Source organism: Shewanella goraebulensis, from assembly GCF_030252245.1.
GTDB lineage: Bacteria > Pseudomonadota > Gammaproteobacteria > Enterobacterales > Shewanellaceae > Shewanella > Shewanella goraebulensis.
Map to the genome: position 1 here is coordinate 3672846 of NZ_CP126972.1, position 14723 is coordinate 3687568.

Consider the following 14723-nt stretch of genomic DNA (forward strand, 5'->3'; position numbering starts at 1 on the left):
ATAAGATAATCCTACTTAGTTAAAATGGATCATGTGTCTAAATAAGAGAAGCAATACAAGCTTGGATTAATTAGCACGGTCTTGCTTAACGACTATCAACACAAATTAACGGTTTTATCCGTAATTTTTATCCGTAAACAGGGTATTTAGCACACAACTCAAGCACTTGGTTCTTAACGCGCTCAATTGTACCTTCATTAGTAATGTCATCTAGTACATCACACATCCAGTTTGTTAGCTCTACCGATTCAGTTTCTGTGAAACCACGGCGAGTAATCGCTGGAGAACCAATACGTAGACCAGAGGTCACGAAAGGTGAACGTGGGTCATTCGGTACTGAATTTTTGTTTACTGTGATGTTAGCTTTACCTAACGCAGCATCAGCATCTTTACCAGTCATATCTTTGCTAATCAAATCAAGCAAGAATAAGTGGTTATCAGTGCCACCAGAAACAACATCGTAGCCACGCTCAATGAAGGTTTTCGCCATCACTTTAGCATTGGCAACAACTTGCTCTTGGTAAGTGGTAAATTCAGGATCGAGAGCTTCTTTAAATGCAACCGCTTTAGCAGCGATAACGTGCATTAAAGGGCCGCCTTGGCCACCTGGGAATACTGCTGAATTTAACTTTTTGTAGATGTCTTCATCATTTGCAGCAGAAAGGATTAAACCACCACGAGGGCCAGCAAGTGTTTTATGAGTTGTTGTCGTTACAACGTGCGCATGTGGCAGTGGATTCGGGTAGATACCCGCAGCAACAAGACCTGCAACGTGGGCCATATCAACAAATAAGTAAGCACCGACTTTATCAGCGATTTCGCGGAATTTACCCCAATCGATAATACCTGAGTAAGCAGAGAAACCAGCAATAATCATTTTTGGATTGTGCTCTACAGCTAAACGCTCAACTTCAGCGTAATCGATTTTACCAGTCGTTTCATCGATACCGTACTGAACAGCATTATAAAGCTTGCCAGAAAAACTAACGTGAGAACCATGGGTCAAGTGACCACCATGGGCTAGGCTCATACCTAAAACAGTATCACCGCCTTGAAGTAGCGCCATGAAAACTGCTGAGTTTGCTTGAGAACCAGAATGCGGCTGTACGTTTGCGTATGTAGCGCCAAATAATTCTTTTGCACGAGAAATAGCTAACTCTTCTGCAATATCTACATGCTCACAACCGCCGTAGTAACGCTTACCAGGGTAACCTTCAGCATACTTGTTAGTTAGCTGAGAACCTTGTGCTTCAAGAACACGTGGGCTGGTATAGTTTTCTGACGCGATTAATTCAATGTGCTCTTCTTGGCGACGAGTCTCATCTTCAATGGCTTGAAACAGTTGTGGATCGTAATCCGCGATATTCATAGCTTTCTTTAGCATTGGTGTCTCCAACAGCAGTTCTTATATATAGGGTTGCGCGGTATTCTACTCTGCTCTGCGTCACAATCCCAGTATTTACAACATGAATTTCTTTGGAAATTATCATTATTTTAATTAATCCAAAATTTGAGTTAACCGAAAAATAAAGTAGAATTATCATCATCATTGGTCACCAAAGAACCTCAAAAATGGCTCAATTTGTCTATAGTATGCTGCGGGTAGGAAAGATTGTTCCGCCTAAGAAACAAATTCTTAAAGATATTTCACTCAGTTTTTTCCCTGGCGCCAAAATTGGTGTCTTAGGTTTAAACGGTTCAGGCAAATCCACTTTACTTCGTATCATGGCAGGGTTAGATACTGAAATCGAAGGCGAAGCGCGCCCGATGCAAGATCTAAAAATCGGATACCTTCCACAAGAGCCTAAGCTTGATGAATCGCAAACCGTACGTGAAGCCATTGAAGAAGCGGTAAGTGAAGCTAAGAATGCCCTCACCCGTTTAGATGAAGTGTATGCACTATATGCTGAACCTGATGCTGACTTTGATGCACTTGCTAAAGAGCAAGGTCAACTGGAAGCGATTATTCAATCTCAAGATGCGCATAACCTTGATGTGGTGCTAGATCGCGCAGCGAATGCTTTACGTCTTCCTGATTGGGATGAAAAAATCGAAGTATTATCAGGTGGTGAACGTCGCCGCGTAGCAATCTGTCGTCTGTTACTTGAAAAACCAGACATGTTGCTACTTGATGAACCAACCAACCACTTGGATGCAGAATCTGTTGCATGGCTTGAGCGCTTCTTACAAGATTACACAGGCACCGTTGTGGCCATTACCCATGATAGATATTTCTTGGATAATGCCGCTGGGTGGATTTTGGAACTTGACCGTGGTGAAGGTATTCCGTGGGAAGGTAACTATTCTTCGTGGTTAGAGCAAAAAGATGCTCGTCTACAACAAGAATCATCTACAGAAAGTGCGCGCCAGAAAACCATTCAAAAAGAATTAGAATGGGTACGCCAAGGCAGTAAAGGTCGTCAATCTAAAGGCAAAGCCCGTATGGCTCGCTTTGAAGAATTGAACACCAACGACTATCAAAAGCGTAACGAAACTAATGAATTGTTCATTCCACCAGGGCCTCGTTTAGGTGACAAAGTAATTGAGGTTAATAACTTAACTAAGTCATATGGCGATCGCGTATTGATTGATGACTTAACCTTTGCCGTCCCTAAAGGTGCCATTGTCGGTATTATCGGTGCTAACGGCGCGGGTAAATCAACTTTGTTTAAGATGATTTCAGGTGCAGAACAGCCTGATAGCGGCAGCATCGAAGTGGGTGAGTCTGTACAAATTGCGTCTGTTGAGCAGTTCCGTGATTCGATGAATGATAAAAATACTGTTTGGCAAGAAATTTCCGACGGTCAAGATATCATGCGTATTAATAACACAGAGATCCCAAGTCGCGCTTATGTTGGCCGCTTTAACTTCCGTGGTGGCGATCAGCAAAAAATCATTGGCACATTGTCTGGTGGTGAGCGTAACCGTGTCCATTTAGCAAAACTGCTACAAGCAGGTGGTAACGTACTCCTACTCGATGAACCAACCAATGACTTAGATGTTGAAACACTACGTGCGCTAGAAGAAGCGTTATTAGAGTTCCCTGGTTGTGCCATGGTTATTTCCCATGACCGTTGGTTCTTAGACAGAATCGCCACTCATATTTTAGATTATCGTGATGAAGGCCAAGTTAACTTCTATGAAGGTAACTACACAGAATATACCGCATGGTTAAAAGAGCATTTAGGCACAGAAGCGATTGAGCCTCATCGTCTTAAGTACAAGCGTATTGCCAAGTAGCACCACCTGTTAGTGTAAACAAAACGCGTTAAAATAATTAAGCCCCATTAAATCATCCTTTTTGTAAAGAAAGGTTGTTTAAACTGGGGCTTTTTAATATTTCAAACAAAAATAAAGACCTAATCGACTTTCATTTTAAGTGGTCATTTTACAATGGTTAGCAATAACTTCTTGAATATAAAATCATGAATTGTAAGCAAGTGGTAACAACCAAGATCGTTTAGCAACATTTGCGTTCACTTTAATAAACACTTTTGTTATCAGCATGTTTCGTTACAATCTTATATGCTTTGCTTTACATTCCTTTACCCTTATATGCCGTTTTTTAATTAAAATAGACCCTAATTCATCAACCGGTCTGATGATATTTTCTTAGAGTTCATAAAATGAAAAAATTGGCAATTGTTATCATAGTCAGCAGCCTTATCGCTGCGGTGGTGTCTTTTAGTGGTTTATCCCAAGCTGATAAAACGAAAGCTCAGTCGCAAGGGAAGCCGCAGAAAACTATTCCAGTCGTCACCGGCATTGTTGATCAGCATGAACTATCACAATCATTATCGCTAATAGGTAAGCTTGACGCTGAACAATCTGTCTATATTTCATCTCAAGTTGCTGGCCAAATTAGTAAAATTTTAATTAAACCCGATCAAGATATTCAGGCTGGCCAAATCATCGTTCAATTAGATGATGCTAAGGCGAAAGCTGCTACTGCCGAAGCCGCCGCTTATCTGGCCGATGAAAAGCGTAAACTCAAAGAGTTTCTAAAACTGATTTCAAGTAATGCAATTACTCAGACCGAAATTGATGCCCAGCGTGCCAGCGTGGATATGGCAGCTGCACGATTAGCTGCTGCTCAAGCCGATTTAAATTATCACTCTCTAAATGCGCCATTTTCTGGCTCTGCTGGCTTAATTGATTTTAGTGTAGGTAAGATGATTTCTGTCGGTACCGAACTTTTATCTTTTGATAACCTTTCAACCATGAGACTCGACCTACAAGTCCCAGAACATTACTTATCATTACTTTCAAATGGTATGCAAGTTACAGCTCAGAGCCGCGCTTGGCCATCTCAAGAGTTTAAAGGAGAAATTATTGCCATTGACTCTCGTATTAACCAAGACACATTAAATTTACGCGTCAGAGTCCAGTTTGTTAATCCCGACAACAAATTAAAGCCGGGCATGATGATGGCCGCAACGCTTAACTTCCCTGCTGTATCTGAACCTGTTATCCCAGTTCAGGCTATTGAGTACTCTGGAACTAAACGCTTTGTTTACCTCGTTGATAATAACAATGTTGCGAATCGCACCGAAGTCATTTTAGGCGCCCGTATTGATAATGAAGTGCTCATCACAGAAGGGCTCAGCATTGGCGATAATGTTGTCGTTCAAGGGTTAGTTAATATGCGTGATGGCGTGTCAGTTGATGTGTTAGAGCAGCAAAGCACTGCGTCACGTTTAGCTCATGAATCATCAGAGCAAGAACCCGAAACATCTGCAGATACAATCACGAATGCGGTACAGGAGAAAAGTTAATGTGGCTCTCTGATGTATCCGTAAAACGTCCTGTTGTTGCGATTGTTCTCAGCTTATTACTGGTAGTTTTTGGTCTCGTTTCTCTATCAAAACTGTCAGTAAGAGAGATGCCAGATGTCGAAAACCCTGTTGTTACTGTAATGACAACCTATAGTGGCGCTTCTGCGACCATTATGGAAAGCCAGATTACCACGACGATTGAAGATGAACTTACCGGTATCAGTGGTGTAGATGAAATTGAGTCTATCACTCGAAACGGCATGTCTCGCATTACAGTGACATTTCTTTTGGGTTGGGATTTAACTGAAGGTGTCAGTGATGTGCGTGATGCAGTTGCCCGTGCTCAGCGTCGCTTACCCGATGAAGCCGACGATCCCGTAGTATCTAAAGACAATGGTTCTGGCGAGCCATCTATATATGTCAATTTAAGTTCATCAATGATGGACAGAACGCAATTGACTGACTACTCCCAGCGAGTACTTGAAGATCGTTTCAATTTAATCACAGGTGTCAGCTCAATTTCGCTATCGGGTGGCTTATACAAAGTCATGTACGTACAGTTAAAGCCTGAATTAATGGCTGGCCGTAATGTTTCAGCCAATGATATTGTTTCGGCGCTTAATACTGAAAACGTGGAAACACCAGGTGGTGAAGTCCGAAACGACACCACGGTAATGACAGTAAGAACTGCAAGGCTTTATAACAATCCTGATGACTTTGATTATTTGGTTGTTCGCACCGCTGAAGATGGCACACCTATTTACTTAAAAGATGTTGCAGATGTCTTTATTGGTGCAGAAAACGAAAACTCGACTTTTAAAAGTGACGGCGTTACAAACATTAGCTTAGGAATCATTGCTCAATCTGATGCTAACCCACTTGATGTCGCGAAACTCGTCCACAAAGAAGTTGATAGAATCCAAGAATTTTTGCCACAGGGCACGGCACTCGTTGTTGACTATGACTCAACCATTTTTATCTCTCGTTCAATCGATGAGGTATATAACACTCTCATTATCACTGCCATTCTGGTTATTTTAGTGCTGTATATTTTCATCGGTCAAGTACGCGCAACCTTAATCCCTGCTGTCACGGTTCCTGTTTCACTTATTTCAGCCTTTATCGCCGCTAATACTTTTGGCTTCTCTATTAACCTTTTAACCTTAATGGCATTGATACTGTCCATTGGTTTAGTCGTTGACGATGCTATTGTCGTTGTGGAAAACATTTTCCATCACATTGAAAAAGGCGAGCCCCCTATTCTAGCTGCCTACAAAGGCGCACGAGAAGTTGGTTTTGCTGTAATGGCGACCACTGCAGTACTGGTTATGGTATTTTTACCGATTTCCTTCATGGAAGGCATGGTAGGTCTATTGTTTACTGAGTTCTCGGTCATGTTGGCAGTGTCGGTGTTATTTTCCTCTCTCATTGCACTCACCTTAACGCCTGTGTTGGGTAGTAAATTGCTTAAAGCCAATGTCAAACCAAACCGTTTTAACCTATGGGTTGATGGGTTATTCGACAAGCTTGAAAAGCAATACCGCCGTGTAGTCTCAAAAGCTGTTCAGTATCGAGCAGCAGCGCCTGTTGTCATCATTGCCTGTGTCATTGGTAGTGGTTGGTTATTAAATCAAGTACCAGCGCAACTTGCTCCACAAGAAGACCGCGGGGTTATATTTGCGTTTATTAAAGGCGCTGAAGGAACCAGTTACAACCGTATGGCTGCCAACATGGACATTGTTGAGGAACGCTTGATGCCGATGTTAGGTAACGGCATCATAAAATCTTTCAGTACTCAAGCTCCCGCTTTTGGCGGCCGAGCAGGCGACCAAACTGGTTTTGTAATCATTCAGTTAGAAGAATGGAAAGACCGAAACATCAATGCGCAGCAAGCTTTAGGAATTGTAGCTAAAGCTCTTGAAGGCATTCCCGATGTGATGGTTCGACCTATGCTTCCAGGTTTTAGAGGCCAATCAAGTGAACCAGTGCAGTTTGTATTAGGTGGTTCTGATTACAATGAACTATTTGATTGGGCCCAGAAGTTACAGCTTGAGGCTGATTTGAGCCCTATTTTAGAAGGTGCAGATCTTGATTATGCCGAAACCACCCCAGAGCTATTAGTTTCAGTGGATCGTGAACGAGCAGCAGAGCTTGGTGTAAGTGTCACGGAAGTGTCAGACACTTTAGAAATCATGTTAGGCGGCCGTAGTGAAACCACCTTCATTGAGCGTGGTGAAGAATACGATGTCTATCTTCGTGGCGATGAAAATAGCTTCAATAGCGTGGCAGATTTAAGTCAAATTTACATGCGAACGGCTACAGGTAAGTTAATTACCTTAGATACGATTACCCAAATTGACGAGGTAGCTTCAGCGCAAAAGTTAAGTCACCTTAATAAGCAAAAGTCGATTACATTGAAAGCAAACCTTGGAGCTGGGCACACCTTAGGTGAAGCATTGGATTTTCTCGATGCTAAAGCGATTGAAATGTTACCCAGTGACATTACCGTGTCATACACTGGTGAATCAAAAGACTTTAAAGAAAACCAAAGCAGTGTATTTATTGTATTTGGTTTAGCTTTGTTAGTTGCCTATTTAGTTCTAGCTGCTCAATTTGAAAGCTTCATCAATCCTTTAGTTGTCATGTTTACTGTACCTATGGGAGTCTTTGGTGGATTCTTAGGGCTCTTCCTTACCAGCCAAGGCCTTAATATTTACAGTCAAATTGGCATGATTATGCTCATTGGTATGGTAACTAAAAACGGTATCTTAATTGTCGAGTTTGCCAACCAGTTGCGCGATAAAGGATTAGCGTTAGAACAAGCAATTATTGATGCTTCTGCGAGACGTTTACGACCAATTTTGATGACGGCGTTCACCACATTAATAGGCGCTATTCCATTAATTATGTCTACGGGCGCAGGATCAGAAAGTCGAATTGCTGTTGGTACAGTAGTGTTCTTTGGGATGGCTTTTGCTACTCTAGTGACCTTATTGGTGATCCCTGCTATGTATAGGTTGATATCAGGTGCAACACACTCACCAGGATTTGTAGAACAACAACTCAATGACGCCATTGAGATGCAAAAGCGCAAAGCACTAAACGAGTCTTAAAATACAGACTCTTCTAATGGATAAACAGGTGTAATAATGGAAAAAGTAGCCGTATTTGTTGATGTACAAAACATCTATTACACCTGTAAGCAGGCTTTTGGCCGTTCGTTTAATTATCGCGCCTTATTTAAATTACTCTCTCAACAAGCACAAATTGAACATGCATTTGCTTACGCTATCGCCCCTGCTGATGATGGCCAAGTAAAGTTTCAAGATGCTCTACGACACATCGGTTTTGAAGTGAAACTAAAACCTTATATCCAACGAAGTGATGGTAGTGCTAAAGGTGATTGGGATGTCGGTATTACTATCGATGTTCTAGATTATGCAGAGCAAGTTGATAAAGTCATCCTACTTTCTGGTGATGGTGATTTTGATTTGTTAATGGCAAAAGTGGCTCAAAAGTTTGGATGCGATACTCAAGTAATCAGTGTTTCAAGTCTAACAGCTAAGTCTTTACTTGATGTTGTCGGTAGCCATTTACCTATTGAATCAAACCTCTTGCTTTAGTTGAAGCTCCGACGCTATTTAGCGTTCTCCCTTAGAAAACGCTTATCTGCTTTCTACAGGCTATTTATTTAGTCTATTCTTCTAGATTATTTCTATTATTTTCTCAATAAATTAAACGCTTTAAAAGCTCAAAAATTGTCACTCTCTATCCCCCACCTAAGTAAACTAAAAAAGTCACCTTACAAAAACACACTTGTTAACAATAAGTTAAATGCGGATATCAAACATGCAGTTTGCTTCTTCAGGATTCCATGAAGCATTTTTTTATGTAACAATTACGTTATGTTTATCATTGTAAATAGCAGAGAAGTTGATGTTACAGCGGGCAATTACCCTACACTGCATTGTCATTGCTATTTGCATCTATTGCAGTATTACTACCTTTGCTCATTCGGAGCAATTTCAACTTGAAACACTGAATGTTAGTGATGGGTTACTTTCTTCTAGCATTACCACCATTCATCAACAGCGAAGTGGTTATATTTGGTTTGGCTCTGACAGTGGAGCCAGTCGGTATGACGGTATTAACTTTATTCACTTTCAATTCTCACCCAATGAAAAGAACCATATATCCAACAACTATGTAACCGACATTTATGAAGATAAAGCCGGTAATATTTGGATAGCAACCGAAGATGGACTTAATCAACTCACCCCTGAAAATGAGATGATTCAACATAACACTCTCAGTAGTCAGAATGGCTTAAGCTCTAGTTGGATAACCCGCATCTACGAAGACAAAGATGGCAGTTTATGGTTTGGGACGGGCTCAGGTATTAGTCAATATGACCCCAAGACAAAAACGTTTACAGCTTTCTTCCTTTACGATGATGATAACCAGCGTTATGACACTTCCACATATAGTATATTTACTGATTATCAGGGCACAATCTGGGTAAGTACCGATTTTGGTCTTACGACCATTAATCGGGAAACTAAGCGTTTAGAACAGGTAACCTCTAGCAATCCAGATACCAATAAAATAATGACAGGTTCGGTCAATGCTATTCAAGTTGTGTCTGACGAACAAGTTTGGCTAGGAACATATCAACAAGGCTTGGTCGATTTTAACCCTAAAACCATGGAAGTCATCATTTATGAGGTTGACAAAAACAATCCTTCTATCGATCAAATAGCATCGAATAACGTAGTAGATATGCTCTTTGAAAATAGTAATACACTTTGGTTGGCTCACAATAAAGGCGCCACCAGAGTCAGTCTTGATACCATGAGTTTTACCCATCTCCAGCACCAAGAATATAATCACCATTCAATTGCCGATAACAGAGTACACGAACTACAACTTGATCAAGCCGGAGGGATCTGGTTCGCTACTTCAATGGGCGCTTCGTATTACTCGCCTTTTAAGCATGGCACCCGAATATTTAAACCTCATCCATACACCCCAGAACTTTCTAGTCCTTTTATTTATTGGGTCGATACTGATGAAAACAATAAAGTTTGGGTGACGACTTCAGAAAATATAAACCAAATCAATGATAAAACCGAAGCAATTAAACTAAACCCAATTGAGAACTTGTCATTAGAATCTCCCTATAGCGCAATTTTAGATAACCAAGACAATGTGTGGATTTCAGGTGAAAATGGCCTATCTTTGTACAATATCGCTAATGAGGAAATACAACATTTTAGTAATGCACCAGGTAATGCCCACCATTTTCCTAATAGTCCTTTTTATCTAGCGTTACCGGATAACAAAGGTAATGTGTGGATCTCAGGGTACTTAGATGTCGGCCTTATCTTGTTTAATCCCCAAGAAGGAATCAAACAACAATTACTCACAGAATATGATAATTCATACTCAGCTGGAGGTAACTTTACTTTTGACAAGCAATTCATCCATAACGGCGAATTATGGCTAGCAACGACCAATGCCATATACCGTGTGAACCCAGAAACATATGAAGTTAAACATTTATCGCTTGGCACCGATACTGAAAATATTAGAACCGTTAAAATTTATCAGGATGAAAAAAATGACATTTGGGTTGCTACTCAGGGTTTAGGGCTTGCCCGAATTAGAGTGGGTGAAGGTTGGGACGATCCTGTTAATATAAGATACTTCAATAAAGATCATGGTTTTACCACCAATACTCTACGAGGCGTAACGGGGAATGGTGATGGATTTGTTTGGGTAACCTCGCAATCAAAGTTCGCAAAAATGAATACCAGTACTTTTGAAGTCACTCAATACCCTAGCGCAATTAATGAAAAAGATAGCTCATTTTCTGATTCTGCTATTGCAATGAAAAATGACCACTTATATTTGGGGTCAAATAACGGTTTATTTAAGATTGACACCAAATCAATCACAAGTAATACCTTTAAACCCAAAGTTCATATTACCTCAGCGTTAATAGCAAACCAGCAGTTTATTGGCGCTAATAGCAATCAAAATATGAATGACGTACAACTTGAATACGAACAAAATATTGTTCAATTTTCCTTTGCATCAATGGATTTTACTGCGCCTAATAAAAACCAGTATCGCTACCGTTTACGCGGTTTTGATGAAAACTGGGTATATGCTGGCAGCAATACTTCAGCAACTTACACAAACCTCAATGCTGGAGATTACTCCTTTATTGTCCAAGGCAGCAACAGTGATGGACGCTGGAGCCCTCATGTTGCCTCTTTTGACTTTAAGGTAAAACAAGCATGGTGGTTTTATGCAATTATTACCTTAATCCTTATTTGTACCTTACTCACCTTATTGTATTTATTTACTCGATATCAAAAAATAACCGAACTGAGTAACCGAGCAAACTACGACAGCTTAACGGGTTTATCCAATCGCTTTCGATTTAATGCCAAGCTCGAATTAACCGTTACTGATGTGCATAAACCAGCGGCAGTCGTATTCATTGATTTGGATTATTTTAAAGAAGTTAATGACACTATGGGGCACGATATTGGCGATGAATTAATCATCGAGGTCAGTAAGAGGTTATCCAACACCTTAAGTAAAAACGACTTACTTGCGAGATTAGGGGGGGATGAGTTTGCAATCATCATTCAACACCCAGGCACGCAAGCCAAACTCATTAATGTAATAGAACGAATCCGTACCAGTATTAATACCGGTTATCAAATAAAAGCCCACTGGATCACTAGCTCCGCCAGTATTGGAGTCGCTTGCTTCCCTGAAGATGGTCTCGACTCTAAAACCTTACTGAAACACGCTGATACCGCCATGTACGCAGCAAAGCATGCTGGTCGTAATAACGCTTACTTCTTTAATGAGTCTCTTTCACAAGCATTACTTGAAAAAACCACTATAAAACAGCAATTAAAAATTGCACTGGTGAATGAGCAATTCAAGGTACATTATCAACCCAAAGTCAATCTAGTGACTGGTGAAGTATCCTCATTTGAAGCATTATTAAGGTGGTATCACCCAACCGAAGGGCTTATACCACCGGTTAAGTTTATTCCTGAAGCTGAAAGTAATGGCCAAATTATTGAGATTGGCTATTGGGTATTGCTGCAAGCATGTACCGATGGTCAAAAATGGCATCAACAAGGATTATTGAAAGACAATATCTCAGTTAATATTTCCCCCATACAACTCTCGCAGCCAGATATTTGCGAACACATAGAGTCAATTTTGCACCAAACAGGTTTCCCGGCTGAAAAGCTCGAGTTAGAAATCACAGAATCCTTACTGATTGAAAATTTTGACACTGCAGAAATCGTACTTAAACAGCTTAAAAAGCTTAATGTTCGAATTGCATTAGATGACTTTGGTACTGGATTTTCATCGTTGAATTATTTAACTCATTTTCCACTGGATACCTTAAAAATAGATCAAGGATTTTTGAAAGGATTACTGGATAACCACGCTACAGAAATTGTACTTAAAAATATTGTCAAACTCGGCAATGAACTTAATATGCATATTGTGGCTGAAGGCATAGAAACTGACTCACAAAAGCTCAAACTCATTGAGTTAGATTGCACTACAGGCCAAGGATATTTATTCAGTCCAGCTGTCGAGGAGCACCTTGCTAGCAAAATGCTCAAAAGTAAAAGTCGCTTTAACAAAGTCGACTAACATTACCCTAATTTATTACTTGTGGTCTGATGAGGTTCTTTTTCAGTGAAGTGGGCTAATTAGGGCTATAGAAACCCTTTTAAATAAGCGACAATAGCCTTATTCAACTACGATACCATAATGACAATGACTCAAAAAACAATTGAATACAGCCCTACCTTTCATTTTCCTGTGCAAATATATTACGAAGATACCGATTTTTCAGGCGTTGTTTACCATCCTAATTTCTTAAAGTATTTTGAGCGAGCACGAGAACATGTCATAGGCGCAAATGTCCTCAATGTCTTATGGCAACAACAACAATTGGGTTTTGCCGTATATCGAACCGATATGTTGTGTCATGACGGTGTCGAATTTGCGGATATTGTCGATGTAAGAACTAAATATTATTTCGAAAGCAAATATCGCACGGTATGGCTACAAGAAATTTGGCGCCCCAATGCAAAAAAACCAGCAGTAACTGCAACCATTGAAATGGTCTGCATGAACCAGCAACGTCAAATGGCACCAATGCCGATGAACTTAATTGAACAATTAACAGAAAAATTTAGCTGAATATCAATCTTTGATAGTGCTGAGTAAAGCGTTTATCCGTTTATGAGCCAATGACTCATAAACTAGATGATAGATAAACGATGATGGTAGTTTAACGATAATGGTAGTTAACAAGGTGATTCGTAAAAGCTATTTTAAGTGTTCAATCTTACTAATGCTTAGTGGGTATAGAGACGAATGGTTGTTGAATGAGTTGCGAAAAACGTAGCTCCAAATCCGCGGCTATCAGTGGTTTACTCACATATTCGCCTTGAATCGTATCTGTGCCAAACTCAATTAAGGTATCAAATACGTCCTTTGTTTCCACCCCTTCAACTGTCACATCAAAACCTAAGCTTTTGGCTAATTCAATACTTGTCTTAACGATTTTATTCGCTTGAATATCACAATTAAAATCATCCAAAAATGCTTTATCTATTTTAACTTCATCAATAGGTAAGTGGCGTAAATAAGCGAGTGAAGAATGGCCAGTACCAAAATCATCAATGGCAATTTTGACCCCAAGTTCTCTGATTTCTTTCAAGGTTTCAATTGTTCTAGCTAAATCCAGCATCAAAGCACTTTCTGTAATTTCAATCATCAAGTTTTCAGCAGGCACTTTGTATTGAGTCAGTAAATTACTGATGTCGATTGGCAAGTGCTGGTTCTCTAAATCTTTAGTCGATAAATTAACTGCGACTTTAATATTAATGCCTTGTTGCAGCCACTTCACTTGTTGCTTTAGTACCTGTTCTAGTGCCCATTTACTGATTAAATCAATAACACCTGTATGTTCAGCGAGCGGGATAAACTCAGTCGGCGGAATATTTCCTAACCCAGAATGTTCCCAACGTATTAAAGCCTCAACTTGCTCACACTTACCAGAACTAATATCAAGCTTGGGTTGATACACCATATGCAACTGATTCTGCTTTAAGCTTTTAGGCAGGCTATTAATAATCATCAATTCACGATACTGCGCTTTATCATCATCTTGATTATAAAAAGCAATATCCTTATTACTCACTTTCGCCTTTTTAAGAGCTAAATCTAAACGCCTCAACATTAAACTGACATCAGCATGATGATCGTGTAACTCTAACACCCCTAACTGAACCTTAATGCTGATTGGCGTTTGCTCAATCTCAAAAGGCTTTTGCAAATGTTGCTTGATGCTATTTAATTCAAAACTAGAAATCTGCTTTGGGTAAAACAGCAAAAACTCATTACCATTCATTCTTGACACAAACTGGGGAGGGTTGCCTAATTCTTTGATTCGCTTTGCAAACGATTTAAGTAGCTGATCACCAAATATAAACCCAAATAAATCATTCACAAATCTAAATTGCTGAATGTCCACCAGCACTAACATACCTTCTGTTGCTGGCATTTTGGCAAACATTTTTCTTTTAAACCCAACCCGATTTGATAAACCCGTCAATTTGTCTCGTTCAAGCGTGATAGGGTTATTTTGTTGAAACAAATTGAGGTTATGAACAAGTGGCTTAAACGCGCGGGGAGTATGCTTAAAATTCAGCGGTGATTGAGTCACATTATTAGACTCTAATGTCTGGGTTAATTCAGCAATAAACTTGCCTTGCTGGAAATAACCGCCTAATACAATCCCAAGCAACAGAATAAGTGCGATAAACAGTACAATGATAATTTCAATGCTTAACACAATTTACTGCTCCTAATTCTGTAACCGTTTATATG

At 40.0% G+C, this 14723-nt stretch carries 8 protein-coding genes; 6 read left to right on the forward strand and 2 right to left on the reverse strand.

From position 1 onward, the window contains the following. Positions 1–127: 127 nt before the first annotated feature. Complete coding sequence (gene glyA, locus QPX86_RS15590) at positions 128–1384, reverse strand: serine hydroxymethyltransferase (protein WP_285163152.1); 1257 nt, start codon at positions 1382–1384, stop codon at positions 128–130. Between the two features lie 188 nt (positions 1385–1572). On the opposite strand from glyA, the gene ettA reads away from it, so the two are divergent. The 6 genes from ettA (at position 1573) to QPX86_RS15620 (ending at position 13028) form a co-directional block, all read left to right on the forward strand. Beyond that, positions 1573–3240 carry an energy-dependent translational throttle protein EttA gene (gene ettA / locus QPX86_RS15595; RefSeq protein WP_102526936.1) on the forward strand — a complete coding sequence of 556 codons (1668 nt, stop codon included), beginning with the start codon at positions 1573–1575 and terminating at the stop codon, positions 3238–3240. A 386-nt stretch (positions 3241–3626) separates the two neighbouring features. Continuing rightward, a complete protein-coding gene (locus QPX86_RS15600) occupies positions 3627–4775 on the forward strand; it encodes an efflux RND transporter periplasmic adaptor subunit (RefSeq protein WP_285163153.1) in 1149 nt (382 codons plus the stop codon). Further along, a complete protein-coding gene (locus tag QPX86_RS15605) occupies positions 4775–7888 on the forward strand; it encodes a multidrug efflux RND transporter permease subunit (RefSeq protein ID WP_285163154.1) in 3114 nt (1037 codons plus the stop codon). The genes QPX86_RS15600 and QPX86_RS15605 overlap by 1 nt, the downstream gene beginning before the upstream one ends. 36 nt (positions 7889–7924) lie before the next feature. Continuing rightward, positions 7925–8398 carry a LabA-like NYN domain-containing protein gene (locus QPX86_RS15610; protein ID WP_285163155.1) on the forward strand — a complete coding sequence of 158 codons (474 nt, stop codon included), beginning with the start codon at positions 7925–7927 and terminating at the stop codon, positions 8396–8398. 313 nt (positions 8399–8711) lie between these two features. After that, complete coding sequence (locus QPX86_RS15615) at positions 8712–12473, forward strand: EAL domain-containing protein (RefSeq protein ID WP_285163156.1); 3762 nt, start codon at positions 8712–8714, stop codon at positions 12471–12473. Positions 12474–12593: 120 nt separating this feature from the next. Then, positions 12594–13028 carry a thioesterase family protein gene (locus QPX86_RS15620; protein ID WP_259651240.1) on the forward strand — a complete coding sequence of 145 codons (435 nt, stop codon included), beginning with the start codon at positions 12594–12596 and terminating at the stop codon, positions 13026–13028. Between the two features lie 151 nt (positions 13029–13179). Here the strand turns inward: QPX86_RS15620 and QPX86_RS15625 are convergent, their stop codons facing one another. Next, complete coding sequence (locus QPX86_RS15625) at positions 13180–14688, reverse strand: putative bifunctional diguanylate cyclase/phosphodiesterase (protein ID WP_285163157.1); 1509 nt, start codon at positions 14686–14688, stop codon at positions 13180–13182. Positions 14689–14723: the final 35 nt, after the last annotated feature.

Excerpts from the sequence above, each read along its gene's own strand:
- ettA (WP_102526936.1), top strand. The coding sequence starts at position 1,573 with ATGGCTCAATTTGTCTATAGTATGCTGCGGGTAGGAAAGATTGTTCCG.
- QPX86_RS15605 (WP_285163154.1), top strand. The coding sequence starts at position 4,775 with ATGTGGCTCTCTGATGTATCCGTAAAACGTCCTGTTGTTGCGATTGTT.
- glyA (WP_285163152.1), bottom strand. The coding sequence starts at position 1,384 with ATGCTAAAGAAAGCTATGAATATCGCGGATTACGATCCACAACTGTTT.
- QPX86_RS15615 (WP_285163156.1), top strand. The coding sequence starts at position 8,712 with ATGTTACAGCGGGCAATTACCCTACACTGCATTGTCATTGCTATTTGC.
- QPX86_RS15620 (WP_259651240.1), top strand. The coding sequence starts at position 12,594 with ATGACAATGACTCAAAAAACAATTGAATACAGCCCTACCTTTCATTTT.
- QPX86_RS15610 (WP_285163155.1), top strand. The coding sequence starts at position 7,925 with ATGGAAAAAGTAGCCGTATTTGTTGATGTACAAAACATCTATTACACC.
- QPX86_RS15600 (WP_285163153.1), top strand. The coding sequence starts at position 3,627 with ATGAAAAAATTGGCAATTGTTATCATAGTCAGCAGCCTTATCGCTGCG.